The following is a 25426-nucleotide window of genomic DNA, read 5'->3' as shown; positions in this document are numbered from 1 at the left end:
CTTCGTAGAAGGGATCGACATCCGTGACGGATGCGAACAACCCCGACGCCCCTGAGGGCGGGGACTCCAGTGTCGAGTCCCTGTCGCGCGTGACCGACCGGATCGAACCCGTCGACATCCAGGTCGAGATGCAGCGCAGCTACCTCGACTACGCGATGTCGGTCATCGTCGGCCGGGCCCTCCCCGACGTCCGTGACGGCCTCAAGCCGGTCCACCAGCGCGTGCTGTACGCGATGTACGACGGCGGGTACCGCCCCGACCGCGGTTACTTCAAGTGCGCCCGCGTCGTCGGTGACGTGATGGGTAACTACCACCCGCACGGTGACAGCGCCATCTACGACACCCTGGTCCGCCTGGCCCAGTGGTGGTCGATGCGGATGCCGCTGGTCGACCCGAACGGCAACTTCGGCTCGCCGGGCAACGACCCGGCCGCCGCCATGCGCTACACCGAGTGCAAGCTCGCGCCGCTGGCCATGGAGATGCTCCGGGACATCGACAAGGAGACCGTCGACTTCCGGCCCAACTACGACGGCCGCTCCTCCGAGCCCGTCGTGCTGCCCGCCCGCTTCCCGAACCTGCTGGTCAACGGCTCCTCGGGGATCGCGGTCGGCATGGCAACCAACATCCCGCCGCACAACCTGCGCGAGGTCGCCGACGGCGTCAACTGGTACCTCGACAACCCCGAGGTCGAGGACGAGGAGCTGCTCGACCAGCTCATCGCCCGCGTCAAGGGCCCCGACTTCCCCACGCGCGGACTCATCGTGGGCAAGCGCGGGATCGAGGAGGCCTACCGGACCGGGCGCGGCTCCATCACCATGCGCGCCGTGGTCGAGGTCGAGGAGGACGGCCGGGGCCGCCAGACCCTGGTCATCACCGAGCTGCCCTACCAGGTCAACCCGGACAACCTCGCGCTGAAGATCGCCGACCTCGTCAAGGACGGCAAGATCACCGGCATCGCCGACGTGCGCGACGAGAGCAGCGGCCGCACCGGTCAGCGCCTGGTCATCGTGCTCAAGCGCGACGCCGTCGCCAAGGTCGTGCTGAACAACCTGTACAAGCACACCCAGCTCCAGGAGACCTTCGGCGCGAACATGCTGGCCCTGGTCGACGGGGTGCCGCGCACCCTGCGCCTGGACCAGATGATCCGCCACTGGGTCAAGCACCAGGTCGAGGTCATCGTCCGCCGGACGAAGTACCTGCTGCGCAAGGCCGAGGAGCGGGCGCACATCCTGCGTGCCCTGCTCCGGGCGATGGACCGGATCGACGAGGTCATCGCCCTCATCCGGGGTAGCGCCTCGGCCGACGACGCGCGCACCGGCCTGATGGGCCTGCTGGAGATCGACGACATCCAGGCGCGCGCCATCCTCGACATGCAGCTGCGCAAGCTCGCCGCGCTGGAGCGCAACGCTCTGACCGCCGAGTACGACGAGCTGATGGCGCTCATCACCGACTACAACGACATCCTCTCCTCGGACCCCCGCCAGCGGACCATCATCCGCGATGAGCTGGGCGAGATCGTCGACAAGTACGGCGACGAGCGGCGCACGCACATCATCCCGTTCGAGGGTGACATGCGCATGGAGGACTTCATCGCCGAGGAGGACGTGGTCGTCACGATCTCCCGCGGTGGGTACGCCAAGCGCACCCGCATCGACAACTACCGTGCGCAGAAGCGCGGCGGTAAGGGCGTGCGGGGTGCCCAGCTCAAGCAGGACGACATCGTCCAGCACTTCTTCGTCACCACCACCCACCACTGGATCCTGTGCTTCACGAACCAGGGCCGGGTGTACCGGACTAAGGCCTACGAGCTGCCGGAGGCCGCTCGTGACGCCCGTGGCCAGCACGTCGCCAACCTGCTGCCCTTCCAGCCGGGTGAGGAGATCGCGCAGATCATGGCGCTGCGCGACTACGAGGCGGCGCCGTACCTGGTGCTGGCCACCCGCGAGGGCCTGGTGAAGAAGTCGCGCCTGGAGGACTTCGACTCCGCGCGCGCGGCGGGCATCATCGCGATCAACCTCCGCGAGGAGGACGAGCTGATCGCGGCGCGCCTGGTCTTCCCCGACGACGACCTGCTGCTGATCTCCAGCGACGCCCAGGCGATCCGCTTCCCGGCCTCCGACGAGTCGCTGCGGCCCATGGGCCGCGCCACCAGCGGTGTGATCGGCATGCGGTTCCTGGAGGGCGACTACCTGCTCTCCATGGACGTCATCCGCCCCGACGACGGCTCCACCGACGTGCTGGTCACCACCGAGAACGGCTACGCCAAGCGGACCCCCTCGGAGCAGTACCCGGTGCAGAACCGCGGCGGCAAGGGCGTGCTGACCGCCAAGGTCGTGGAGGCCAGGGGCAAGCTGGTCGGTGCCCTCATGGTGGACCCGGAGGTGGACGAGATCTTCGCGATCACCTCCGCCGGCGGGGTCATCCGCACCGGCGCCGCCGAGGTGAAGCGCTCCGGGCGCACCACCATGGGTGTCCGGCTGATGAACCTGGACAAGGGCAACAAGATCGTGGCCGTCGCCGCGAACGCCGAGGCCGCTGAGGAGGCCGAGGCCGAGGAGGTCGCCGACGCCGTCGAGGCCGCCAACGCCGACACGGGCGAGCGGGTCGCGGGTGAAGGCAACCCCGAGGCCTAGACTGCGCGTTAAGCCCAGTACGTCCCGTGGGGTGCGTTTCGGCGGCCCCGCGGGACACATGGATCGACTCGTCTCAACGAAAGTCCAGCGGTAACGTTTCTATGTCTGAGAACCAGCGGAACACCACCAGCAACGAGTCCGACGCGGCTGCCACCGCCGGTGACGCGGACGTGGAGACGGCGGGAGCGACCGCTGAGGACTCCTCGGAGGCCGTGACCCCGGAGCCGGAGGCAACCGAGTCGCGTGCCGAGCCCGAGGAGGAGTCCACTCCCGCGGGCCCGAGCGCGGTCAAGGCGACCCTGGCGAGCCGCAAGGCCCACCTGACCGTCTCCCGCGTGGAGCCGTGGTCGGTCATGAAGTTCGCCTTCGTGGTCTCCCTCGTCTGTTTCATCATCCTGTTCGTCGCGGTCGCGGTGATCTACGCGACCCTGTCGATGCTGGGTGTGTTCGACGAACTGACCAACATGATCAACGCCCTCCTGGAGGGTGACGGCGGAGAGGACGAGCTGGGTCTCAACCCGGCCGCCTGGTTCTCCCCGGGCCGCGTGCTCGGCTACACGGGTGTGATCGGCGCGCTGAACGTCGTGCTGATCACGGCCCTCTCCACGGTGGGCGCGATGCTCTACAACCTGGTCTCCGACCTGGTCGGTGGCGTCGACGTCACGCTCTCCGAGGCCGAGTAGCCCTCCGTCTCGACCCGGGCCCGGTCCCTCTCCGAGGGGCCGGTCCCGGCCCGTCCAGAGCACTCCCGAAACCCGCTAAAATCGAAGGTGAAGAGGGACGCGGCAGGGCCGCGCACCTCCTCTCCACCCGAGGTTTCCGGTTCGCTCCGCCCCTCGGGATGCGGTAGAGTTCCACACGGAACGCGGGCGTATAGCTCAGTCGGTTAGAGCGCATCCCTGATAAGGATGAGGCCCCAGGTTCAAGTCCTGGTACGCCCACCCAGCGAAAAGACTCCCTTCGGGGGGTCTTTTTTCATGCCCGTGCGGGATCTCCCCTGCGGCCGCGAAACCGGTGCCGGTGACCATGCGGGCTTCCTCGGAGGTGAGGAAACGGACGGCGGTGCGGCGTTGCCCGGTTCGGGCCACGGGACCCCGAGCGGCAGCCTTCTCTGCTGCGCGCCCGCCGCCGTCCGCTCGTCACTCGCGTAGCCCCTGGCCTTCTCCCCAAACCGCCGCCCCCCGGCGGCCAGGGGAACGACCCGCAGGGCTCTCAGTGGCGTTGGCGCCGCGCTGCGGCCAGCGCGAGGGTGCCAGCGCCCATGCACACGCCACCGACGAGCAGCGCTCCCGCACCGGACCAGGAGTTCACGAGGATCGCGCCGATCGCGCCCCCGGCTCCCATGGAGACCACCGCACCGGCGCGGCGCACCCACTTCTCCCCCGTGCCACCGGCCAGCGGACTGTCCAGGGCGAAGTTCACCAGCGTGCTCGTGATGACCACCGTGTTGACGTCGGGGATCGCCGCGCCCCGGGCGGCGACCGCCTGTATGCCCATCGCCGCCGCGAGGAACGCGGTCAGGCCCAGGAGCCATCCGCCCGTGAGACCGCCCAGCAGGAGCCAGGCGAGGCCGATCCCCACGACCGCGACCGAGGTACCGGTGAGCAGCAGCAGGTGGGCGGTCGGTAGTCGCGTCTCGTGCGTCCGGCCGCGCACGAGGCGTCCGGCGGCGATGGCGCCGGCGAGGAACCCGGCGAGGGCGGTCGCGTTGCTCAGCAGGGGAACGCTGTCGGATCCGCCGATCCCGAACCCCACGAAGAGCACGTTCCCGGTCATGTTGCCGGTGAAGACGTAGTCCAGTGCGAGGTAGCTGACCGCGTCCACGATTCCGGTGGCCACGGTCAGCGCGAACAGGCCCACCAGGTAGGGAGCGTCCCGATCCGTCATCAGCCCGCGTTTCGTCAGTCGAACGTTCGTTGGAAGGCGTGGGTGCTCACGGGGCGACCCGTGGTCGCCGGGGGGTGGGAGCGTCACCGCCGCGTCGCCGTGCCCTGCGGGGCGGTTTCGCGGTGCCGACGCGACCCTAGTCCCCCTGGAAGCCAGGGCGCCGTACCGGCTCCGCCCTCGTGTGTCGCCGGATCGACTCGGCTCTTTGTCGACACCCCTCCGAGTCGCCATGTCGACTTGCGCCTACCCGGCGGAGGGACCAGCGAGGGGCATCCTGAGGCTGAAGGCCGTCCCCTCCCCGACCGTGCTGTCCGCCGTCACCGAACCACCGTGCAACTCCACGAGTCCGCGCACGATGGCCAGCCCGAGGCCACTGCCTCCGGTACGCCGGTTGCGGGACCGGTCCGCCCGCCAGAACCGGTCGAAGACGTGCGGCAGGTCCTCCTCGGCGATGCCGACCCCGGTGTCGACCACCCGGATCACCGCGTCCGGGCCCGCCCGGTACGCCTGCACGGTGACGGTCCCGCCCTCCGGGGTGTGCCGTAGCGCGTTGCCGACCAGGTTCCCCAGCACCTGGAGCATCCGGGTGCGGTCGGCGACGAGGGTCACGTCGCGCGACTGGTCGACCAGGCGCACCCCGGCCTCCTCCGCGCGCAGCTCGTGGCCCGCGACCACCCGGCCGACGAGCGGACCGACCTCCACCGGTTCCGGGGCCAGGCGCAGCCGCCCGGAGTCGGCCAGGGCGAGGTCCTGGAGGTCGTCGATGACCGCCTGGAGCAGCAGGGTCTCTCCGAGCAGCATCTCCATGCGGTCCGGGTCGGGATCGACCACTCCGTCCTGGACCGCCTCCAGCCAGCCGCGCAGGTTGCTCAGCGGCGTCCGCAGCTCGTGCGACACGTCGCTCACCATCGCCTTGCGCTGGTCCTCGGCCCGCTCCAGGTGCTCGGACATCTCGTTGAACGCCTCCGCGAGGCGGCCGATCTCCCCGGCGTCGCGGACCTCCACCCGGGCGGTGGGCCCACCACCCTCCCTCATGTGGTTCACGGCGTCAGTGAGCGCCCGCACGGGGCGTAGCAGCCGGGTCGCCAGGGTGGTGCTCACCACCACGGTCAACACCAGGATCAGCAACACCACGCCACCCAGGCGCAGGGCGCCCTCGCGGGACAGTGACAGCCCCGCCTCGGGTCCCTCGGCGGGGTCGTCGATGAACAGCAGCGCGGCGGGAGCCACGTGGGGGTCGAGCTGGGCGCGTCGGGCGGCGTCCAGGCAGGCGGCGGCCTCCGGGCCCAGTTCGACCCTCGACCACGTCAGGCTCTCGGCGCCGACGGGGCCCGGGTCCTCCTCGCCAGGGGACGTCCAGGCCTCCGGAGCCTCCTCTACCGGTCCCGTGTCCGGTTCGACTGGACCCGGTGCGTGCGAGGGAACGGCGGGCTCCTCCTCGTTCGGGTGCGCCGGTCCGGGGACGGGGACCTCCTCTCCCGGATCGGCGGCCTCCGGGGGGTCCTCCGGATCGGGAGCGACAGGCTCCTCGGGCGCGGCCGGTGGGCGGGCGTCGTCCGGGACCGGCGCCGGCACGGGCGGGCTCCCCGTGATCACGAGGCCCCCGGTGCGGCCGTCCATCGCGTAGGTGAGTTTCGCTTCGGGGTCGCCGCAGTCGGAGGCGCGCGCGTTGAGGTCGGCCAGCGCCCCTTCCTCGCCGCCGACCGGCTGATCGAGCGTGTCGAGGCCGCAGTCGGCCCAGATGTGGGCGTCCCCGCGTTCCGACTCGACCGCGGGGCGCCCGGTCGGCCCGGTCACCACCTCGGCGGGGATTGCGTGGATCTCCTCCAGACAGGACGCCCCCTGTTCGGCCTGGGTGCGCAGTGACCCGCGTTCCTCCTCCGTGAGGGCGAAGGGGCCCACCGCGCGCGGATCGATGCGGTCACCGTTCCCGGCGACCAGGGTGACGTCCACCGCCAGAGGGTCCACCACCGACGACGCCCGGGAGGGCAGCGGAGGGGGGTCCCCCGCTCCCTTGGCCGGGGCGGCGGAGTCGGTGACGACCGCCCGACCCTCGGTGGTGAGGACGATCCGCCGCCCGGTCTCCTCGGCCAGGTCCCGGACGGCCCCCGACACTCCCGTCCAGTCCTGGTGTGTGGCCGCGTATCCGAGGAGGGTGTCGTGGATGTGAGTGTCCACCGTCAGGGTCTCCCCTTGCTGGGTGGTGATGGACTCCGAGGTCCGCTGCACCGACAGCCAGGCCGTCGCCGTGATCGAGCAGACCGCCACCAGGACCGAACCCGCCAGCAGACGGAACAGGAGGCCGTGTCGCAGGGAGGCCCATCGTGCTCCCCCGCGCGGCCGGTCAGCGGACACGTTCGGGCACCGCGAGCTTGTAGCCCACGCCGTAGACGGTGACCAGCCGGACCGGTTTCCGGGGGGCGGGCTCGATCTTGCGACGCAGGTTCTTCACATGGACGTCGATGGTGCGTTTGGTGATGTAGCCGCTGATCCCGTGGATGAGCTCCAACAGCTGGGCCCGGCTCAGCACCCGGCCCGGTCGGACCGCCAGGGCCTGGAGCAACTGGAACTCCACGGGGGTGCACTGCACCGGTTCCCCGTCGACCCGCACCATGTGCCGGGCCGGGTCCACGGTGATGGGGCCCGCCTCCAGCACCCGCTCCTCGTCCCGGACCGGGGTGCGGGAGCGGCGCAGCAGCGTGCGTACCCGCGCCATGAGCTCGCGCGGGCTGTAGGGCTTGGTGACGTAGTCGTCCGCTCCCAGGTCCAGCCCGGTGAGCAGGTCCTCCTCGGTGGACCGGGCGGTCAGCAGCAGCACCGCCACGTCGGACTCGGCCCGCAGGACACGGCACGCCTCCAACCCGCTCATCACCGGCATCATCACGTCCATCACGATCAGGTCGGGGCGGTCGCGGTGGTGTTCCTCCAGCACGGACCGGCCGTTGTGGACCACACGGACGGTATGGCCCTCGTGCTCCAGGTAGCGCCGGATGAGTTCGGCCTGGTTCACGTCGTCCTCGGCCACCAGGACATGCGCGCACACGTGAAGGGCCTCCGTTCGCCGACCGGGGACGGGACCCCCGGCACCGACGATCGTACGACCGCCGAGAGCTGGGCCGACGGGGGTGTCGGGGGACGCCGCAGGTCACCACATGGGACGCACACGGCGGCCACACGGGTTCTTCACATTCCTCGGCCAGTCTTCATGGTGTCCGGCGCGGAGAGATCCGCCGGACTCCCTCGACCGGATGGACCCCATGCGCCGATCCCTGATACCCGGTGGACCCGTCGGGAGACTTCCCGTCCTGGCCGCCGTCGCCGTACTGGCCGTCGTGACCGCCTGCTCGTCGTCGGGGCCCTCGGAGGAGGTCCCCGTGGAGTCGGCTGGGACTGAGGTGGCGGCGGAGCCCGAGGGTGCGTACGTCGCTACGGTCCTCGCCGACGAGATCGAGGTCCGCTCCGAGCCGGACGGCGGCGAGGTCGTGCACACTCTCGCCAACCCGAACGACTTCGGCGCGGACCGGGCCTTCCTCGTCCAGCAGGTTCGGGGTGACTGGCTGAAGGTGCTCCTGCCAGTGCGGCCCAACGGGTCCACGGGCTGGATCGAGGCCGACGACGTCGAGATCACCGTCACTGCGTACCGCGTGGTGGTCGACATGTCGGAGTTCTCCCTCACCGTCACCGAGGGCGAGGAGGAGGTTCTGACCGGCCCGATCGGCATCGGTACGGGCGACACTCCGACGCCGCCCGGTGAGTACTACTTCACCGAGTTGCTGCGGCCCTCGGACCCCGACGGCGAGTACGGGGCCTTCGCCTTCGGCCTCAGCGGGCACTCCGACACCCTGGAGAGCTTCGCGGGCGGCCCCGGCCAGCTCGGGCTGCACGGCACCGACGACGAGTCGGGCCTGGGCGGCGAGGTCAGCCACGGCTGCATCCGGGTGTCCAACGACGACGTCACCTGGATGGCCGAACGCCTGCCGATCGGCACTCCGGTCGAGATCAACGAATGACCGCTCACCGAGCGGCCACCCGAACACACGACAAGAGGTCAACCATGCGCGTGAAGTCCCGAGTGCTCATCGTCGCCGCGATGGCGGCCGCCTTCTTCGGCGCCGCCCCGGCGTTCGCGTCGGACGAGTCCCCGGCTCTCCCCGCCCCCGAAGCTCCGGCGGAGGCCCCGGTCACCCCGGAGGACCCCTCCGTCGAGGAGCCCACGCCCGCTCCCGAGGAGCCCACGCCCGCTCCCGAGGAGCCTGCTCCCGCTCCGGCCGAGCCGGAGAGGGTGTCGGAGCCCACTGTGGCCGAGGCCGGCCCGGTCACCCCGATCGAGCAGGACCCCAACTACACCGGCTGATCCCTCGCAGCACGCGGAGGCCCCGTTCCCCCAAGGGGGAGCGGGGCCTCCGTGGTTCCCGGCGTCGGACACCGGGAACCACGGAGGCAACGCGGAGGCCCCGTTCCCCCAAGGGGGAGCGGGGCCTCCGTGGTTCCCGGCGTCGGACACCGGGCGCCCTGCTCGGTCAGGCCTCGTCGCTGGCCCTGATCCCCCGCACGATGAGGTCCAGCGCCTGGTCGAAGAAGGTGTTCTCCACGGCCAGGGCGTCCGGCTCCGACAAGGCCGTCATGACGGCGCCCTCGTGTTCCTCCACGCGGTCCGCCCTGGCCACGCTCATGGCGACGGCCGAGGTGGCCGCGCCGAGGATCTGGTTGGACACCGCGCGGATGGCCACCGCCTGGCGTTCCTCCTCGCCGCCGAGCACTCCGAGCGCCTCGATGATCCGTCTCGACAGGGCGACCGCGTTCGGGCCGATGAGAGGGCGTGAGCCCGCGAACTCGGCGGCCCAGGTGTGCGAGGTCAGCGCCGTGTAGAACCGCTGGGCCGTCTCCTTGAGGGCGGTGTCCCAGGGGGTGTCGGCCGCGGGCAGCCCGGCGGCGGCCTCGGCCAGGACCTCGTCCACGGCCAGGTCGACGAGGTCCTCCCTGCGCTCCACGTACCAGTAGAGGCTGGTCGCGTGCACCCCGAGTTCGGCGGCCACCTTGCGCATGGTCAGCGCGGAGGCGCCCTCGCGGTCGAGCAGCGTGATGGTCGCGGTGACGATCCGTTCCCTGTTGAGCGCGGGTTGTGAACGGCGGCGGCGTTGGGGGCGGTGGAAGACGCTGTCGATCCGCTGGTCGGAGCCTTGTTCATCCATGTCCAACAGCATACAAGCAATCATACGTTGTCGGATTCTATCCAACAGTGTATGTTTCTCTGCATGGCAACCGAGATCTCCTCACCACGTCCGAACACGACCGCTCCCGTCACCGCACCCGACCCCTCGCGGACCACCGCCGTCGACCCGCGAGGCCTCACCGCGTTCCTGGTCCTCGCCTTCGCCTTCTCCTGGACCGCCTGGTGGTTCGGCGCTCGGCTCCTTGACGGCGGCGACCCCACACCCGCCGTCCTCGTCGGCGCCTTCGGCCCGATGGTGGCCGCGATCCTCGTCACCGCCTTCACTCAGGGCCGTTCCGGAGTGGGCGCCCTCTTCCGGCGCCACTCCCTCCGCCGCCGGGGAGGCGTCCGGCCCTACGCCATCACCGCGCTGATCGTCCTCTCCATCGCCGCAGCGGCCGCTCTCCCCGTGTTCCTGGGGACGGCCGCGGTCGAGGAGGAGGCGCTCAGGGCGGCACTCCTGGGGGTGCCGGTCCAGTTCGTACTCATCGCGCTGGTCGGCGGCGGCAACGAGGAGCTGGGCTGGCGCGGGTTCGCTCTGCCCCGCCTCCAGGGGGCGCTCCCCCCGCTGGCCGCCAACGTGGCCCTCGGTGCGATCTGGGCCGTGTGGCACGCCCCCCTCTTCGAAATGGCGGGCACGGTCCAGTCAGAGGTGTACTTCCCCGCCTACGCCCTGCTCTGCGTGGGACTCACAGTCGTCCTGGGCCACATCTTCAACTCCGCGCGCGGCGGCGTGATCGCCGTCGTGATCGCCCACGCCGCCATCAACGTCGTCTCCGGACTCAAGGGCATGCTCGTGGGCGACCCCGCCGGGACGCTCGAGGTCACCGCGGTCCTGGCCGTGGCCGTGTTCCTCGCCCTGTTCACCCGCGGCCGTCTGGGTCTGCGCCGCGCCGACGACGCCCGCGCCACCACCGGGGCCTGACCCTCCACGCGTCTCCGAACCCCCGCGGAACCGGGGGCGGCCCGACCCCGGGTCGCCCCCGTCCGTCGAGGTGACGGGCCCGAGCGGGTACATCTGGGGACATGACAGAGTTCGACGACCGCATCCGGGTGCGCGGCGCCCGCATCCACAACCTGAGGAACGTGGACACGGAGCTGCCCCGTGACGCCCTGGTCGCCTTCACCGGCGTCTCGGGTTCCGGGAAGTCCTCACTGGCCTTCGGGACCCTCTACGCCGAGTCCCAGCACCGGTACCTGGAGTCGGTCGCGCCGTATGCCCGCCGCCTCCTCCAGCAGCTCCCCGCCCCGGAAGTGGACGACATCACCGGCATGCCGCCCGCCGTGGCGCTCGCCCAACCGAGGACCGCGCCGTCCGTGCGCTCCACGGTGGGCACCCTGACCACGGTCTCCAACACTCTGCGCATGCTCCTGTCCCGCGCGGGGACCTATCCGCCCGGCGCGGAGCACCTGGACTCGGACTCCTTCTCCCCCAACACCGTGGTCGGGGCCTGCCCGGTGTGCCACGGCGAGGGGATCGAACACGAGGTCACCGAGGAGTCGCTGGTCCCGGATCCCTCCCTGAGCATCGCCGGCGGGGCCGTCGCCTCCTGGCCCGGGGCCTGGCAGGGCAAGAACCTGCGCGACATCCTCGACACCCTCGGGTACGACATCCACCGCCCCTGGAGGGAACTGCCCCAGAGCGAGCGCGACTGGATCCTCTTCACCGACGAACAGCCCGTGGTGACCGTCCACCCCGTCCGGGAGGCGGGCCGGGTCCACCGCCCCTACCAGGGCAGGTACAGCAGCGCGCGCAGGCTGGTGCTCAAGTCCTACGCCTCCTCGGCCAGCGAGACCAGGCGGCGCAAGGCGGCGGAGTTCATGGTCAACCGCACCTGCCCGGAGTGCGGAGGGCGGCGGCTGCGGCAGGAGGCCCTACGGGTCACCTTCGCCGGACACACCATCACCGAGCTGGCGGCGCTGCCCCTGTCCGAACTCTCCGATCTGCTGCGCCCGTGGCGGGAGGGGGCCGGGGCCGCCGCGACCCTGGCCGGTGAGATCACCGGTCGGGTGGAGGTCCTCGAGGAACTGGGCCTGGGCTACCTCAGCGTGGACCGGCCGGCGCCGACCCTGTCCACCGGCGAGTTCCAGCGGATCAGGCTGGCCACCCAGCTCGGCACGGGCCTGTTCGGCGTGGTCTACGTGCTGGACGAACCCTCGGCGGGGCTGCACCCGGCCGACTGCGAGGCGCTCACCGGCATCCTCCGAAGACTGCGCGACGGCGGCAACACCGTGTGCTTCGTCGAGCACGACCTCGACATCGTGCGCGGAGCGGACTGGATCGTGGACGTCGGCCCGGACGCGGGCGAGCACGGCGGGCGGGTCCTGTACAGCGGGCCGGTGGCCGGGCTGCGCGACGTCCCGGAGTCGGTGACCCGCCGCTACCTGTTCCACCGCGCCCTGCCCGACCTGCGGCGGCTCCCGCTACAACGACGACACCCTGCGCGTGCGGTACCGGGGGCTCACCGTCGCGGACGTGCTCGCCATGTCGGTGGAGGAGGCGGCGGGATTCTTCACCGAGGAACCCTCGGTACGCCGGGCCCTGGACACCCTGGCCGGGGTGGGGTTGGGCTACCTGCGCCTGGGCCAGCCCGCCACCGAGCTGTCCGGCGGCGAGGCGCAGCGGATCAAGCTCGCCACCGAGCTCCAGCGCCGTCGGGTCGCGGACACCGTGTACCTGCTCGACGAACCCACCACCGGCCTGCACCCCCACGACACCGACGTCCTCATGGGCCGCCTGCGGGACCTGGTCGCGGCCGGGGCCACGGTGGTGGCGGCCGAGCACGACATGCGGGTCGTGACCACAGCCGACCACGTCATCGACCTCGGCCCCGGCGGGGGCTCGGAGGGCGGCCGGATCGTCGCCCAGGGCTCCCCGGAGCGGATCGCGTCGGTCCCCGACAGCCGGACCGGTGTCTACCTGAAGGGGCTGCTGTGATGCGTCGCGCCCTCTACCTGCCGCCGTTCGGGGAGCTCGCCGATTCCCGTGTGCTGGCCGATCTCGCGTCCCGGGCCGAGCTGGCCGGGTTCGACGGCGTCTTCCTCTGGGACCACGTCGTGCGTCCGCTCCGGCCCACCCTGCCGGTCTGTGATCCCTGGATCGCCCTGGCAGCCATGGCCGCGGCCACCGAGCGGATCATCCTGGGCACCCGGGTCACGCCGCTGTCCCGGCGCAGGCCGCAGGTGGTGGCCCGGCAGGCCGTCGCCCTGGACCAGCTCAGCGGGGGACGGTTCGTCCTCGGCGTGGGCCTGGGCGGGGACAACGGAGGAGAGCTGGGCAGGCTCGGCGAGACCACCGACCCCCGGACCCGGGCCGGGATGCTCGACGAGGGGCTCGACCTGCTGGAACGGATCTGGAGCGGCGACGTCGTCCACCACGAGGGCGAGCACTACCGGGTGGACGGTCTGCGCTTCCTGCCCACCCCCGAGCGGGCGGAGGGGATTCCCGTGTGGGTCGCCACGCAGTCCACCAGGGGTGCCCCGCTGCGACGCGCGGCCCGCTTCCAGGGGCTGTGCCCGGAGGGCTCTCCGGAGGACCTCGCGGCGATGCTGTCCGTGATCGCCGAGCACCGGGGCGACCTGCGCGGGTTCGAGGTGGCCGTGGGCGGGCCGCCCGGCACGGATCCCGAGCCCTACGCGGAGGTGGGCGCGACCTGGTGGCTCCACCAGTTCCCCGAGGTGACCGCGCGGGCCGAGGCCGAGGAGGTCGTCGCGGGGGGGCCCCGGCGGGCGGGGGGCCCCCCCCCCGACGACGTGTCGACGGGGCGACACGTCTCACCAGGCGGACAGCGTGGAAACTTCTTCGGTTCGTGACCGGGCGGTCGCGTGCTGCCAGGCTCCCTTGTCAGACGGGGTTCCCAACCGACCGTTCGGTAAGGACAGAGGCATCTAGCTGGGAAAAGCAGGACCCACTGTAGAAAGTGCACTGCATCACATGGCATGGTGTGCTGGAGCTCATGGTCTGTCCCGGTATCCGCCGCTTCCGTGTTCGGACAGGGATGTCCGGCGACCAGGGCCCGAAAGAGAACTCGGCCCCCCGGCCGGTAGAGAACCTACGGAGCAGCAATGGCGACTTCCGACGCCACGGTCCCAGGACCCGGTGGAACCCTCGATCCCAAGGAGAAGCGCAAGGTCCTCGCGGGGACCATGGTCGGGACCACCATCGAGTGGTACGACTTCTTCATCTACGCCCAGGCAGCGGGCCTGGTGCTGGCCCCTCTCTTCATGGCGCCGCTGGCCGACGCCAACCCGGCCGTGGCGCAGGTGCTCTCCTTCGCGACCATCGGTATCTCCTTCCTCTTCCGTCCCCTGGGCGCGATCGTCGCCGGGCACCTCGGAGACCGCTTCGGGCGTAAGAAGATCCTGGTGTTCACCCTCGTCATGATGGGTGTCGCGACCTGTGCGATCGGTCTGCTCCCCACCTACGCCCAGATCGGCATGGCAGCGCCGATCCTGCTGATCCTGCTGCGCATCGCGCAGGGCTTCTCCGCCGGAGGCGAATGGGGCGGCGCCGCCCTGATGTCCGTGGAGCACGCGCCGGCCAACAAGCGCGGCTTCTTCGGCGCCTACCCGCAGATCGGCGTTCCCTGCGGCATGATCCTGGCGACCCTGGTCCTGTGGGGCATCACCACGGCCATCGGCCCGGACGCCTTCCTCGAGTGGGGCTGGCGCATCCCGTTCCTGCTGTCCTTCCTGCTGATCATCATCGGCCACCTCATCCGCAAGACCGTGGAGGAGTCCCCGGTCTTCAAGGTGATGCAGACCCGCCGCGCCAAGTCCTCCGCGCCGCTCGGCCAGCTGTTCCGGAAGAACACCAGGGAGGTCGTGCTCTCCGCGCTGATCTTCGTCGCCAACAACGCCGCCGGTTACCTGGTGATCGCCTTCCTGGCCACCTACGCTTCGCGTCCGGTGGAGGAGATGGGCCTGGGCATGGACCGGGGCCCGGTCCTGCTCGCCACCGCGCTGGCTTCCTTCGGCTGGCTGATCTCCACCCTGTACGGCGGTTGGGTCTGTGACCGGATCGGCCGGGTGCGCACCTTCCAGATCGGCTACGTCCTGCTCGCCGTCTGGGCGGTCCCGATGTGGTTCATGGTGGACACCGGCAACATCGTCATGTACTTCCTGGGCGTCTTCATCTTCACGTTGACCTTCGGCCTGAGCTACGGCCCCCAGTCGGCGCTGTACGCGGAGATGTTCCCGGCCGAGGTCCGCTACTCGGGCGTGTCCATCGGCTACGCGCTGGGCGCGATCCTCGGAGGCGCCTTCGCCGCCATGATCGCGGAGATGCTGCTGACCTCCTTCGGGGCCTCGTGGACCATCGGCGTGTACATCATCGGCCTGTCGGTGATCTCCTTCGTCGCGGTCTCCCTGGTTCCGAAGAGCATCCAGGGCGTCGACCTGCACGTCGACGACAGCGACCCGGCCCCCGCCGCCAAGTAGAAGCGGGGGCGCGCACGCGCGGGCGGGGTGGCGGTCGAACCGTCACCCCGCCCTTTCTGACGCCCTGTCCCCTTGTCGACACGGCGACAGAGCGACAGGGCGACACGGCGCCCTCAGCTGGAAGCGGGTCAGCTGACGATGCCGCGCACGTGGTCGATGACCTCGCCGTTCCACATCATCGAGACGTGCTCGACGCAGCCCACCTGGATGTTGTCGGCTCCGGGCAGCGACGTGCTGTCCGTGGGCGAGATGACGATGTCGCAGGGGGAGCGCAGGGTCGTGTACTGGACCGGTCCGGGCGTCGGGTCGCCGTCGTTGAGGCCGTTCAGGAAGTCCGACCCGTGCCGCATCTCCTCGCAGGGCGTGATGGGCGACGGGCAGAGGTTGGCGATGTTGGTCCCGTTGTTGGGGCCGCCGATGGAGATCCACTGGTCGACGGCGTCCGTGCCACCCAGGTTCTTGATGAAGTAGCGCGAGGACAGGCCGCCCATGGAGTGGGTGACCAGGTGCACGCGGTCCGCCCCGTGCTGGGATCGCACGCCCTCGACGTGGTCGGCGAGCTGTCCGGCGATGGTGGTGTTGGACCGTGCCCAGTCGTAGGAGAAGACGTGCAGGCGGTCCTCGGGGTGACCGGCATCGACGAGGGCGGCGCGCATGTCGTCCCACTGCCCGCCCTTGCCCATGAACCCGTGAACGAAGACGACCGGGGTGTGGGTGTTCGCGGTGGCGGGGGCGGCCTGGAGGGCCGTGGTGAGGGCGAGGACGAGCCCGCACAGGAGGGCGGTCAGGCGTCTCATGTGATCTCCGAGGGTGGGGGAAGCGGGGACCCCGATTGTGTGCCTCCGGTCACAGGGTGCGCATCGGCTGAATCGCCGGTCCCTTTACTCGGACTTAACTGGCGAGTAACTTGAGGGGGTGATCAGCGTGAACCCGCTCACACGCCCGACGCCCCTCCGCGGGCGCGACCACGAACTGCTCACCGTCCGGCGCCTGCTCGACACCGCCCGCTCGGGGCGCGGCGGCGGCCTGCTCGTGACGGGTGCCGCCGGTGCGGGCCGGACCGCCTTACTGGAACGCGCCGAAGGGGAAGCGCACGGCTTCACCGTGCTGCGCGCCCGCGCGGCCCCCGGCGAGGGCCGACTCCCCCTGGCCGGTCTGCACCAGCTCCTGCGCCCCGCGCTCCCACTGCTCCCGCGCCTTCCCCGAGCCCAACGAGAAACACTCACGCGCGCCCTGGACACTGGCGACCCGGGTGAGGCCTTCCCCCTGGCAACCGCGGCCCTCGGGCTGATCGCCGAGGTGGCCGCGCGGAACCCGCTCCTGCTCTGCGTGGACGACTTCCACCTGCTCGACCCTCCCTCGCGGGAGACCGTGGCCTTCGCCGCGCGCCGCCTCACCCATGACGGCGCGGCGGTCCTGCTCAGCGCCCGGGACGGCGACCCCGACCGGCTCACCGGGATCCCCGTGCTCCGGCTGCGCCCCCTACCCGAGGAGACGGTGCTGGACCTGCTCTCCGACGCCTGCGGGGACCTGGCAACGGAGGGCCTGACGGTGCCCGTGGCGGTGACACTCGCCGAGGCCGCGGAGGGAAACCCCCGCGCCGCACTGGAACTGCTGGAGGGGACCGACCCGGAACAGCGCTCCGGGGCCGTCGCCCTGGACCAACCGCCGCGTTCCCGGGGCGAACTCACCGACGCCTTCGCCACGGAGCTGGCCCGACTCCCCCGGGCCACCCGGATCGCCCTCGTGCGGGCCGCCGCCGATCCCCGCGCCCCGGACCCCGACGGTTCCGATGCCGATCCGTTCGAGCCCGCCCGCCGCGCCGGACTGGTCGCTGACGCCGGGGCACGGACGGGCCTCACTCACCCGCTGGCCCGCTCCGCCGCCTACCACCACGCCTCCCCCGTCCAGCGGCGCTCTGCCCACCTGGACCTGGCCCGCGCCCATGAGGCGGCCGGGGACACCGGCCGGGCGGTCCGGCACCGGGCCCTGGCCGGTGGCGCGCCCGACGAACGCGTCGCCGCAGCCCTCCACGAGGAGGCCCGCCGCACCGTCGACCAGGGCGGGCACGGGCCCGCCTCCCTCCTCCACGAACACGCCGCCCGGCTGACCCCCGACCCCGCCCTCCGGGGGCTGCGCCTCACCGACGCCGCCCGCTCCGCGTGGCTCTCGGGTGACCCTGACCGGGCCAAACGGGTCCTCGCCCGCGTGAGTCCGGACCAGAGCACCACGGGCCCCGGCCGCGCCGATGGCGAGCACACCGTCCAGGCCCGCGCCGACCTGCTCCGCGCCGAGATGGACCTGCGCTCGGGCGTGGCCATCGACGCCTTCCAGCGCCTCGGGTCCACCGCGGACCGCCTGGCGCTCAGCGACCCCGGCGCGGCGCTGCGGGTCCTGCTCCAGGCGGGTGAGGCCAGCTGCCTGACCGGTGACCACGAGCGCTTCTTCGCCACCGCCCGCCGGGCCCGTGACCTCATGGAGGAGACGGCTCCCGGGGCAGCCGTCGGGCCGGAGGGCGCCGACCAGCCCTGGGACAGGTTGGTCCTCGACTACATGAGCGGCAAGGCCGCCATGTTCCAGGGGCGCCACCGTGAGGGCGTCGCGCTCCTGGAGAGGGCCGTGGAGACCGCCGACCGGATCGGGGACCCCCAGGCACTCGTCCTGGGCGCGATCGCGGGGCTGCTCCGCGGCGACCACGTGCGCACGCGGGCCCTGGCCGGTCGGGCGGCGTCGGTGGCCCGCCGCACCGGTGCGCTCACGCTGGTCCCCCAGGCTCTGGAGTTCCTGACCTACGCGGAGATGTGGTTCGGCCGTCTCTCCCTTGCGGAGGGGAGCGCCGCCGAGGGGCTGCGGGCCTCACTCGGGTCCGGGCAGGACAACTGCGCGAGCCACCACCGGGGCGGGCTCGCCTTCGTCGCCGCGATCCGAGGGGACGAGGACGCGTGCCGGGAGCACGCGGGGACCGCCCTGGCCCTGGCCGGGGAACACGACGTGGGTCTGCCCGCCGGGCTGGCGGCCTGGGCGCTGGCCCTGCTCGACCTCGGCTCCGGGCGCACCTCGGAGGCGGCGATGCGGCTGCGCGCCCTGGCCCGGTCCGGCCCCGGCAGCGGCCACGCGGCGGTGCGGCTGCTGATCACGCCGCACCTGGTGGAGGCGTCGGTGCGCGGTGGGGTCGCGGTGCGTGTGAGCGAGGCGGTGGAGACCTTCGGCAGCTGGGCGGAGGCCACCGGTCAGGACACCGCGCGGGCCCAGGTGATGCGCTGCCGTGGACTGCTGGGGGAGGGTGAGGAGGCGAACGGGTACTTCGAGAGCGCCCTGGACCTGCACTCCTCCGGGTACTGCGACTTCGAGGAGGCCCGGACGCGGCTGCTGTACGGCGGGCACCTGCGCCGCTCCCGTCACCCGGGACGGGCCCGCGAGCACCTGCACACGGCGATGGAGGTCTTCGACCGGTTGGGCGCCCGGCCGTGGGCGCGGCAGGCCCGGGAGGAACTCCGCGCCGCGCGGGGCAGCACGGCGGCGCGCGAGGTCGGCGGGGTGGACCTGCTCAGTCCGCAGCAGTTGCGGATCGCTCGGCACGTGGCGGACGGGGCCACCAACCGCGAGGTCGCGGCGCGGCTCTTCCTGAGCACCCGCACAGTGGACCACCACCTGCGCAACATCTACAGCAAGCTCGGCATCCGCTCCCGGGTGGAGCTCTCCCGCCTGGTCGACCGCTAGATCGTTGCGGTTCCTCCCCGCCCACCCGTCGCCCGCCACCACCCTCAACGGACGCCTACGGCGCGGTGCTCGCCCTCTTCGTCGCCCGCCACCACCCTCAACGGACGCCTGCGGCGCGGTGCCTGCCCTCTTCGTCGCCCGCCACCACCCTCAACGGACGTCTGCGGCGCGGTGCTTGCCCTCTTCGTCGCCCGCCACCACCCTCAACGGCTGCCGCTGCCGCTGCCGCCACTGACCCCCGCCGCCCTACCGGGGCCCGAGGCGGTCAGCCCCTGCGGCTGGACTTCCCCGTCGCGGGCTGCGGCCCGCTCATGTCGACACGTCAACTTGGCGTCAGGCCGACAGGTCGCCCTGTCCTTTCGGCGACGCCTGTTTCACGTGAAACAGCGGCCCGGGCCCGAGTCGCCTCTCGGTCCCCGCTGCTCGACGGGCTCCGTGGACGACGAGCACCCCGCGCGAGGCCGTCCGGGAGGTGGGTTTCGCACGGGGTGGGCCGCCGTCGACCTGGACGCGGACCGCGAGCGGGGCTCAGGCGTCGCGGACCTGGTTCTCCCGCCGCACCACGGGCGGCTCCACCGACCACGGGAAGTTGATCCAGCGGTCGGTGTGCTTCCACACGTACTCGCACTTGACCAGGGACTGCGGCTTCTCGTAGATGACCGCGCTGCGCACCTCGGCGGTGTGCTCGGCGCAGAAGTCGTGCACCAGCTTGAGCGTTCTGCCGGTGTCGGCCACGTCGTCGGCGACCAGGACCTTCTTCTTGCTCAGGTCGACCACGTTGGGCACCGGCGGCAGCATGACGGGCATGTCCAGCGTGGTGCCCACCCCCGTGTAGAACTCCACGTTCATGACGTGCAGGTTCTTGACGTCGAGGGCGTACCCGAGCCCTCCGGCGACGAAAAGGCCGCCCCGGGCGATGGACAGGATGATGTCCGGCTCGTACCCGTCTTCGGCGATCGTCTGGGCCATCTCACGCATCGCGGTGCCGAAGAGCTCGTAGCTCAGGTTCTCGCGCTCGTCGCTCACGGTCTGGTTCCCCCTGGAGTTCCCTCTGGTGTTGTGTGCGCCCGGCGCATCGCAGGTCAGGGCGATCGCGGCACCGCTACATGCTAACGACGCCCGGGCGTCGCGGCGATGGCCCGGGGCGCCCACGCGGTGAGGGTCACCAGGCCCTGAGGCGTGGGCCACATGTCCACGGGGGTGGTGTCCTGAGTCACATTCCTGGACGGAGTGACACGAAGTTTGGGAACTTTCGCGACATTTTCTCGATTCCTCCCGGTTTGTAGCGAACAGATGGCCGTGAACAGCACCATGTTCCTGTACAGATCTTCCGCGAGTCTTCCGCGAACCAGGAGGTTGCAGCATGGCTGGACACCAGGGCCTACTCCCCTCCGAGCAGCCGATCCAACTGCTCGACGAGTCCGGAGTCCCGGTCGACGGCGCCGACCTGCGGATGCCCGACACCAAGCGCCTCCTGGAGGCCTACACCTCCCTGGTGATCGGCCGCCGCGTCAACGACCAGGCCAGTGCCCTCGTCCGCCAGGGCCGCCTCGCCGTCTACCCCTCCTCCCACGGTCAGGAGGCCTGCCAGACCGGCGCCGCGCTCGCGCTGGCCGACGGCGACTGGCTCTTCCCGACCTACCGCGACACCGCCGCCGTCATCGCGCGCGGCGTGGACCCCGTCGAGGTCCTCACCCTCCTCAAGGGCGATTGGCACGCGGGCTACGACCCCTACGCCCACCGCGTCGCACCCCAGGCCACACCGCTCGCCACCCAGCTCCTGCACGCCGTCGGTGTCGCCCACGCGGCCCGCCTGCGCGGCGAGGACACCGTGGTCATGGCGCTGTGCGGCGACGGCGCCACCAGCGAGGGCGACTTCCACGAGGCGCTGAACTTCGCCGCTGTCTTCAAGGCGCCGGTCGTGTTCTTCGTGCAGAACAACGAGTACGCGATCTCCGTGCCCCTGGCCCGCCAGAGCGCCGCACCCTCCCTCGCCCACAAGGGCGTCGGCTACGGCGTCAACGGCGAACGCGTGGACGGCAACGACGCCGCAGCCGTACTCGCCGTCCTGGAGCGCGCAGTCGGGACCGCCCGCTCCGGCGGCGGTCCGCAGCTGGTCGAGGCACACACCTACCGGATGCAGGCGCACACGAACGCCGACGACGCCAGCCGCTACCGCAGCGACGACGAGGTCGACCCCTGGGTGGCGCGCGACCCGCTGCTGCGCATGGAGGCCTACCTCAGGAAGAAGAGGGTGCTCACCAAGGCCCGGAAGGCGGAGATCGCCGAGAGCGCCGAGCGGGTCGCCAGCCACATGCGGGAGGGCGTCAACCAGGACGTGGAACCCGACCCCACCGACCTGTTCGCGCACGTCTTCGCCGACCCCACCCCGCAGCTGACCGAGCAGGCCGCCTTCCTGGCCGACGAACTGAGCAGAGAGGGCCACTGAGCATGGCGACCGAGAAGCTCTCCATGGCGCAGGCGCTCAACCGGGCGCTGCGCGACTCCCTCGCGGAGGACCCCTCCGTGTACGTCTTCGGTGAGGACGTCGGCCCCCTCGGCGGCGTCTTCCGCATCACCGACGGCCTGACCGCGGAGTTCGGCGAGGACCGCTGCTTCGACACCCCGCTCGCGGAGTCCGGGATCGTCGGCATGGCCGTGGGCATGGCGATGAACGGCATGCGCCCGGTGGTCGAGATGCAGTTCGACGCCTTCGCCTACCCGGCCTTCGAGCAGATCGCCAGCCACGTTGCCAAGACCCGCAACCGCACCCGGGGCCGGGTCGGCCTGCCCATGGTCATCCGCGTCCCCTACGCGGGCGGCATCGGCGGCGTGGAGCACCACTGCGACTCCTCCGAGGCGTACTACGCGCACACCCCGGGCCTGAAGGTCGTCACCCCGGCCACCCCCGAGGACGCCTACTACCTGCTGCGCGAGGCCATCTCCTCCCCCGACCCCGTGGTCTTCATGGAGCCCAAGAAGCTCTACTGGGCCAAGGAGGAGATCGACTTCGACCGGCCCGCACCCGGGATCGGGCAGGCGGTCGTCCGCCGCGAGGGCACCGACGCCACCCTGATCGCCTACGGCCCCTCAGTGTCCACCGCGTTGGAGGCGGCCGACGCCGCCGCCCAAGAGGGCCGCAGCCTCCAGGTCGTGGACGTGCGCTCGGTCGTCCCCTTCGACGACGAGACCGTGTGCGCGGCGGTGCGCTCCACCGGCCGTGCCGTGGTGGTCGCCGAGGCCAGCGGGTACGCCAGCGTCGCCTCGGAGATCGTCGCCCGCGTCACCGAGCGCTGCTTCCACTCACTTGCCGCCCCGGTCCGCCGGGTGACCGGCTTCGACATCCCCTTCCCCCCGCCCAAGCTGGAGCGCTTCCAGCTGCCCGGCGTGGACCGGATCCTGGACGCCGTCGACGACCTTCAGTGGGAGGACCAGTGACGACCCGCACGTTCGACCTCCCCGACCTCGGGGAGGGTCTCACCGAGGCCGAGGTGGTGAAGTGGCTGGTCGCCGTGGGCGACACCGTCACCCTCGACCAGCCCGTCGCCGAGGTGGAGACCGCCAAGTCCCTCGTCGAGGTGCCCTCGCCCTTCGCCGGGACGGTCTCCGTCCTGCACGGGCAGGAGGGTGAGGTCATGGCGGTCGGTAAGCCGCTGATCAGCGTGCGGACCGAGACGGCCCCCGCCACGGGGACGCCGGAAGCCGGGGCTCCGGCCGCGGAGTCCGTGACCGCCGACGCCGACGGTGAGCGCTACCGCGAGGAGGAGCGCGCGGGTTCGGGCAACGTCCTGATCGGCTACGGCACCCCGGAGTCCACCGGCACCGGTCGCCGCCGCCGTCCGCGCCACCGGCCCCCGTCGCGTGGCGCCCAGTCGCCCGCCCCGGTGGCCTCGGTGACCCCCATCCAGGCGGCCCCGGCGCGCCGGGCTCCGCTGGTGACCTCGCCCCTGGTCCGGCAGCTGGCCCGCGAGGCCGGGCTGCGCGTGGCCGACATCCAGGGCAGCGGCCCGGGTGGCCTGATCACCCGCCGCGACGTACGCTCCGCGATCGAGGCGGCCGGTGCCAACACCGCTCCGGCCCCGTCCGCCCCGGTCGCGGTCCCCTCCCAGACCGATCCGGTCACCGCCCCGGCGCCGGTCGCCCCGGGAGCCGTCGACACCCGCACCGGCCTCACCGAGTCCCAGCGGGTCCCCATGGGCACCTTCCGCAGGGCGGTGGCGGCCTCGCTCTCCCGCAGCCGCGCCGAGATCCCCGAGGCCACCGTGTGGGTCGACGTGGACGCCACCGAACTGGTGCGTCTGCGTCAGTCCGATCCCGAAGGCCCCGGCCTGCTCGCCTACGTGGCGAGGTTCGTCCTCGCGGGCCTGCGCGCGTACCCGGAGCTCAACGGCCTCGTGGACACCGAGCGCGAGGAGCTCGTCCAGTACGACGGCGTCAACCTCGGACTGGCCGTCCAGACCGACAGGGGCCTGGTCGCTCCGGCGGTGATGGGCGCCCACAGGCTCACCACCGGCGAGCTGGACACCGAGATCAGGGAGCTCACCAGGCTGGCACGCGAGGGTCGTGCGACCCCCGTGCAGCTCACCGGCGGCACGTTCACGCTGAACAACTACGGCGCGCTCCGGGTGGACGGCAGCGCGGCGATCATCAACCACCCGCAGGTGGCGATCCTCGGTCTCGGCCGGATCATCGACCGGCCCTGGGTGGTGGACGGGGAACTGACGGTCCGCAGCGTCACCCAGCTGTCGTTCGCCTTCGACCACCGGGTCTGCGACGGCGGCGCGGCCGCCGGGTTCATGCGCGTCGTCGCCGACGCCATGGAGAGCCCGGCCAGGGCGATCGCCCGCCTGTAGGGCGAAGGACCAGCGCCCCGGCGGAGTCGGCACCTCCGGGGCGCTTCCATGTCCCGTCGTCCGCACCCCCGGGGGGTTGGTTCGGCCTCCGTGTCAACGGGCCGAATCCCCGCCCGGGCCGCCCGGTTCCCCTGGGCCATCCACTCGTTCCTCAGGCGCCAGGCGCTCCGCGCGCCCCGTGCCCCTCCAGGGCGGAGTGCATGCGGCGCAGCCTCGGCCCGAAGGCCCCGCGGATGCCGATCGCGACCGCCAGGTCACCGGCCGGACCGAGACCGGTGCTGAACTCCACCAGATCGGTGTGGCGTGTGCCCTCGCCGTACGGCTCCACCGTGTGGGTGTGCCGCCAGTACCGCAGCGGACCGTGCACCTGGAGGTCGCTGAAGGAGCGGCCCTCCTCGTAGGCGTCGATGACGGCGACCCAGCGCACGGGGTGGATCCCGGCCGCACCCCAGCGCAGGTCCAGGACCTCACCCTCGCCGAACCGCTCGGGCCAGCTCAGCACCTCCACGCCCGGGGGCATGGCGTCCACGAACCCCTCCTCGCTGAGGATCAGCTCGAACACCCGCTCCGGCGGCGCGGCGAAGTCCTCGGTCACCCGCAGCCTGGTGGTGCGTCGTGGGCGGACGCTCCGGTCACGTTCCCTCACGTCAGGTGCCCAGGAACCGCAGCAGCACCTCGTTGACCTCCTCAGCATGGGTCCACAGTAGGCCGTGCGGTGCTCCCTCGAACTCGACGTACTCCGCCGAGGGCAGCAGCTCGGCGAACCTGCGCCCCGTCGCGTCCACCGGCAGGACGCGGTCGCCTGTACCGTGCACGATCAGCGTGGGCACGTCGATCCTCGGCACGTCCTCGCGGAAGTCGGTGATCCAGGTCATCGGGCAGGCGGCGGAGGCCACCGGACCGGAGTTCGCGGCGCTGTTCCAGCTGTTGCGCACGGCCTCGTCGCTGATGCGGTCGCCCAGCGTCTCGTCCAGGTTGAAGAAGTCCGCCAGGAACCCGGTGAAGTAGGCGTAGCGGTCGGCCCTGACCTGGGCGACGATGTCCTCGAAGAACTCGCGCGGGGCGGCGCCGCCCGGATTGCCGTCGGTCTGGAGCAGGAAGGGCTGAAGCGATCCGAGGAAGACCGCCTTGCTGACCCGGTCGGAGCCGTAGGAGCCCAGGTAGCGGGCGACCTCTCCGGTGCCCATGGAGAACCCGACGAGCACCGCGTCCCTGAGGTCGAGTGTCTCCAGCACGGTCCTGAGGTCGGCGGCGAAGGTGTCGTAGTCGTACCCGTCCGCGGGGTGCGACGACTGCCCGAACCCCCGTCGGTCGTAGGAGATCACCCGGTATCCGGAGTCCAGGAGGACCGCGGTCTGCCGTTCCCAGGACCGACCGTCGAGCGGGTACCCGTGGATGAGGACGACCGGCTGGCCGCTCCCCTGGTCCTCGTAGTACAGCTCGACCGGATCGCTGTTCTCGGCGTCGACGGTGATGCGTCCCATGCTGCCCCCACCCGTGTCGGGAAACTCGGCGTCCACACCCCACTCACCCTAGGAAGACACGTCCTTCGGGAACACAAACACGGGTTATGCCTTGGGTCCGGACTCGGTGGGGCGGGCTCCGGGGAACCGGCTCCCCTCAGTGAGCAGGAGCAGGAGCAGGAGCAGGAGCAGTGCGAGCAGTCGGCGGACATCGATCCG

The 25426-nt window shown here is 71.6% G+C and carries 19 protein-coding genes, 1 tRNA gene and 1 pseudogene; 13 read left to right on the top strand and 8 right to left on the bottom strand.

The window, feature by feature from the left end; genetic code table 11:
* The first annotated feature begins 23 nt into the window (after nucleotides 1-23).
* The 3 genes from gyrA (at nucleotide 24) to KBX21_RS11190 (ending at nucleotide 3574) form a co-directional block, all read left to right on the top strand.
* Nucleotides 24-2633, top strand: coding sequence for a DNA gyrase subunit A (gyrA, locus tag KBX21_RS11200; protein ID WP_049568079.1), 2610 nt, complete (start codon nucleotides 24-26; stop codon nucleotides 2631-2633).
* A gap of 101 nt (nucleotides 2634-2734) precedes the next feature.
* Nucleotides 2735-3316: a DUF3566 domain-containing protein gene (locus tag KBX21_RS11195; protein ID WP_049568076.1), complete on the top strand. Its 582-nt coding sequence runs from the start codon at nucleotides 2735-2737 to the stop codon at nucleotides 3314-3316.
* Nucleotides 3317-3500: 184 nt separating this feature from the next.
* Nucleotides 3501-3574 (top strand) — tRNA-Ile (locus KBX21_RS11190).
* Nucleotides 3575-3845: 271 nt separating this feature from the next.
* On the opposite strand, the gene KBX21_RS11185 is transcribed toward KBX21_RS11190, so the two are convergent.
* From KBX21_RS11185 to KBX21_RS11175, 3 genes are all read right to left on the bottom strand, one after another.
* Nucleotides 3846-4520 (bottom strand): YoaK family protein, encoded by a 675-nt coding sequence (locus KBX21_RS11185; protein WP_210841853.1) that lies wholly within the window; start codon nucleotides 4518-4520, stop codon nucleotides 3846-3848.
* Nucleotides 4521-4763: 243 nt separating this feature from the next.
* Nucleotides 4764-6875 carry an ATP-binding protein gene (locus KBX21_RS11180; RefSeq protein ID WP_210841852.1) on the bottom strand — a complete coding sequence of 704 codons (2112 nt, stop codon included), beginning with the start codon at nucleotides 6873-6875 and terminating at the stop codon, nucleotides 4764-4766.
* Nucleotides 6865-7563 carry a response regulator transcription factor gene (locus KBX21_RS11175; protein WP_049568060.1) on the bottom strand — a complete coding sequence of 233 codons (699 nt, stop codon included), beginning with the start codon at nucleotides 7561-7563 and terminating at the stop codon, nucleotides 6865-6867. Before KBX21_RS11175 ends, KBX21_RS11180 begins: the two co-directional genes overlap by 11 nt.
* Nucleotides 7564-7768: 205 nt before the next feature.
* On the opposite strand from KBX21_RS11175, the gene KBX21_RS11170 reads away from it, so the two are divergent.
* Together KBX21_RS11170 and KBX21_RS11165 are read left to right on the top strand one after the other, a co-directional pair.
* Nucleotides 7769-8530, top strand: a complete 762-nt coding sequence (locus KBX21_RS11170; protein ID WP_049568057.1) for a L,D-transpeptidase family protein — start codon at nucleotides 7769-7771, stop codon at nucleotides 8528-8530.
* Nucleotides 8531-8574: 44 nt separating this feature from the next.
* Nucleotides 8575-8874, top strand: a complete 300-nt coding sequence (locus tag KBX21_RS11165; protein WP_210841851.1) for a hypothetical protein — start codon at nucleotides 8575-8577, stop codon at nucleotides 8872-8874.
* Nucleotides 8875-9040: 166 nt separating this feature from the next.
* On the opposite strand, the gene KBX21_RS11160 is transcribed toward KBX21_RS11165, so the two are convergent.
* Nucleotides 9041-9724, bottom strand: a complete 684-nt coding sequence (locus KBX21_RS11160) for a TetR/AcrR family transcriptional regulator C-terminal domain-containing protein (RefSeq protein WP_210841850.1) — start codon at nucleotides 9722-9724, stop codon at nucleotides 9041-9043.
* A gap of 39 nt (nucleotides 9725-9763) precedes the next feature.
* On the opposite strand from KBX21_RS11160, the gene KBX21_RS11155 reads away from it, so the two are divergent.
* The 4 genes and pseudogenes from KBX21_RS11155 to KBX21_RS11140 all read left to right on the top strand — a co-directional run bounded on the left by KBX21_RS11155 (nucleotide 9764) and on the right by KBX21_RS11140 (nucleotide 15171).
* Nucleotides 9764-10657 (top strand): CPBP family intramembrane glutamic endopeptidase, encoded by an 894-nt coding sequence (locus KBX21_RS11155; protein ID WP_210841849.1) that lies wholly within the window; start codon nucleotides 9764-9766, stop codon nucleotides 10655-10657.
* A gap of 101 nt (nucleotides 10658-10758) precedes the next feature.
* Nucleotides 10759-12670 (top strand): annotated as a pseudogene (locus KBX21_RS11150) (hypothetical protein).
* Complete coding sequence (locus KBX21_RS11145) at nucleotides 12670-13545, top strand: LLM class flavin-dependent oxidoreductase (protein ID WP_247665581.1); 876 nt, start codon at nucleotides 12670-12672, stop codon at nucleotides 13543-13545. Before KBX21_RS11150 ends, KBX21_RS11145 begins: the two are co-directional and overlap by 1 nt.
* Before the next feature lie 252 nt (nucleotides 13546-13797).
* A complete protein-coding gene (locus KBX21_RS11140) occupies nucleotides 13798-15171 on the top strand; it encodes an MFS transporter (RefSeq protein ID WP_049568038.1) in 1374 nt (457 codons plus the stop codon).
* 128 nt (nucleotides 15172-15299) lie between these two features.
* On the opposite strand, the gene KBX21_RS11135 is transcribed toward KBX21_RS11140, so the two are convergent.
* Nucleotides 15300-15968 (bottom strand): triacylglycerol lipase, encoded by a 669-nt coding sequence (locus KBX21_RS11135; protein WP_210841848.1) that lies wholly within the window; start codon nucleotides 15966-15968, stop codon nucleotides 15300-15302.
* Between the two features lie 118 nt (nucleotides 15969-16086).
* On the opposite strand from KBX21_RS11135, the gene KBX21_RS11130 reads away from it, so the two are divergent.
* Nucleotides 16087-18891 carry a LuxR family transcriptional regulator gene (locus tag KBX21_RS11130; protein ID WP_210841847.1) on the top strand — a complete coding sequence of 935 codons (2805 nt, stop codon included), beginning with the start codon at nucleotides 16087-16089 and terminating at the stop codon, nucleotides 18889-18891.
* A gap of 528 nt (nucleotides 18892-19419) precedes the next feature.
* Here the strand turns inward: KBX21_RS11130 and KBX21_RS11125 are convergent.
* Entirely contained in the window at nucleotides 19420-19917 is a 498-nt protein-coding gene (locus tag KBX21_RS11125) for a phosphoribosyltransferase (protein WP_210841846.1), read from the bottom strand.
* 337 nt (nucleotides 19918-20254) lie between these two features.
* Between KBX21_RS11125 and pdhA the strand changes: the two genes are divergently transcribed.
* The 3 genes from pdhA to KBX21_RS11110 are packed head-to-tail and all read left to right on the top strand — an operon-like array spanning nucleotide 20255 to nucleotide 23744.
* The gene (pdhA, locus tag KBX21_RS11120; RefSeq protein ID WP_210841845.1) at nucleotides 20255-21340 is read left to right on the top strand and encodes a pyruvate dehydrogenase (acetyl-transferring) E1 component subunit alpha; all 1086 of its coding nucleotides are present in this window, start codon (nucleotides 20255-20257) and stop codon (nucleotides 21338-21340) included.
* Between the two features lie 2 nt (nucleotides 21341-21342).
* The gene (locus tag KBX21_RS11115) at nucleotides 21343-22329 is read left to right on the top strand and encodes an alpha-ketoacid dehydrogenase subunit beta (RefSeq protein WP_049579105.1); all 987 of its coding nucleotides are present in this window, start codon (nucleotides 21343-21345) and stop codon (nucleotides 22327-22329) included.
* Complete coding sequence (locus tag KBX21_RS11110; protein ID WP_210841844.1) at nucleotides 22326-23744, top strand: dihydrolipoamide acetyltransferase family protein; 1419 nt, start codon at nucleotides 22326-22328, stop codon at nucleotides 23742-23744. The genes KBX21_RS11115 and KBX21_RS11110 overlap by 4 nt, the downstream gene beginning before the upstream one ends.
* A gap of 151 nt (nucleotides 23745-23895) precedes the next feature.
* Here the strand turns inward: KBX21_RS11110 and KBX21_RS11105 are convergent, their stop codons facing one another.
* Both KBX21_RS11105 and KBX21_RS11100 read right to left on the bottom strand, forming a co-directional pair.
* Nucleotides 23896-24390, bottom strand: a complete 495-nt coding sequence (locus tag KBX21_RS11105; protein WP_210841843.1) for an SRPBCC family protein — start codon at nucleotides 24388-24390, stop codon at nucleotides 23896-23898.
* Nucleotide 24391: 1 nt separating this feature from the next.
* Entirely contained in the window at nucleotides 24392-25228 is an 837-nt protein-coding gene (locus KBX21_RS11100; RefSeq protein WP_049579124.1) for an alpha/beta fold hydrolase, read from the bottom strand.
* Nucleotides 25229-25426: the final 198 nt, after the last annotated feature.

Source organism: Nocardiopsis sp. B62, assembly GCF_018070675.1.
In the GTDB taxonomy this organism is placed as follows: Bacteria; Actinomycetota; Actinomycetes; order Streptosporangiales; family Streptosporangiaceae; genus Nocardiopsis; species Nocardiopsis prasina.
The sequence above is the reverse complement of the archived record's forward strand: the minus strand, read 5'-3'. Positions and strand labels throughout refer to the sequence as shown.

What these genes read in the sequence shown, in the direction of transcription:
- KBX21_RS11195 (WP_049568076.1), top strand. Translation starts at nt 2,735, where the DNA reads ATGTCTGAGAACCAGCGGAACACCACCAGCAACGAGTCCGACGCGGCT.
- KBX21_RS11185 (WP_210841853.1), bottom strand. Translation starts at nt 4,520, where the DNA reads ATGACGGATCGGGACGCTCCCTACCTGGTGGGCCTGTTCGCGCTGACC.
- KBX21_RS11170 (WP_049568057.1), top strand. Translation starts at nt 7,769, where the DNA reads ATGGACCCCATGCGCCGATCCCTGATACCCGGTGGACCCGTCGGGAGA.
- KBX21_RS11165 (WP_210841851.1), top strand. Translation starts at nt 8,575, where the DNA reads ATGCGCGTGAAGTCCCGAGTGCTCATCGTCGCCGCGATGGCGGCCGCC.
- KBX21_RS11160 (WP_210841850.1), bottom strand. Translation starts at nt 9,724, where the DNA reads ATGCTGTTGGACATGGATGAACAAGGCTCCGACCAGCGGATCGACAGC.
- KBX21_RS11155 (WP_210841849.1), top strand. Translation starts at nt 9,764, where the DNA reads ATGTTTCTCTGCATGGCAACCGAGATCTCCTCACCACGTCCGAACACG.
- KBX21_RS11145 (WP_247665581.1), top strand. Translation starts at nt 12,670, where the DNA reads ATGCGTCGCGCCCTCTACCTGCCGCCGTTCGGGGAGCTCGCCGATTCC.
- KBX21_RS11140 (WP_049568038.1), top strand. Translation starts at nt 13,798, where the DNA reads ATGGCGACTTCCGACGCCACGGTCCCAGGACCCGGTGGAACCCTCGAT.
- KBX21_RS11135 (WP_210841848.1), bottom strand. Translation starts at nt 15,968, where the DNA reads ATGAGACGCCTGACCGCCCTCCTGTGCGGGCTCGTCCTCGCCCTCACC.
- pdhA (WP_210841845.1), top strand. Translation starts at nt 20,255, where the DNA reads ATGGCTGGACACCAGGGCCTACTCCCCTCCGAGCAGCCGATCCAACTG.
- KBX21_RS11115 (WP_049579105.1), top strand. Translation starts at nt 21,343, where the DNA reads ATGGCGACCGAGAAGCTCTCCATGGCGCAGGCGCTCAACCGGGCGCTG.
- KBX21_RS11100 (WP_049579124.1), bottom strand. Translation starts at nt 25,228, where the DNA reads ATGGGACGCATCACCGTCGACGCCGAGAACAGCGATCCGGTCGAGCTG.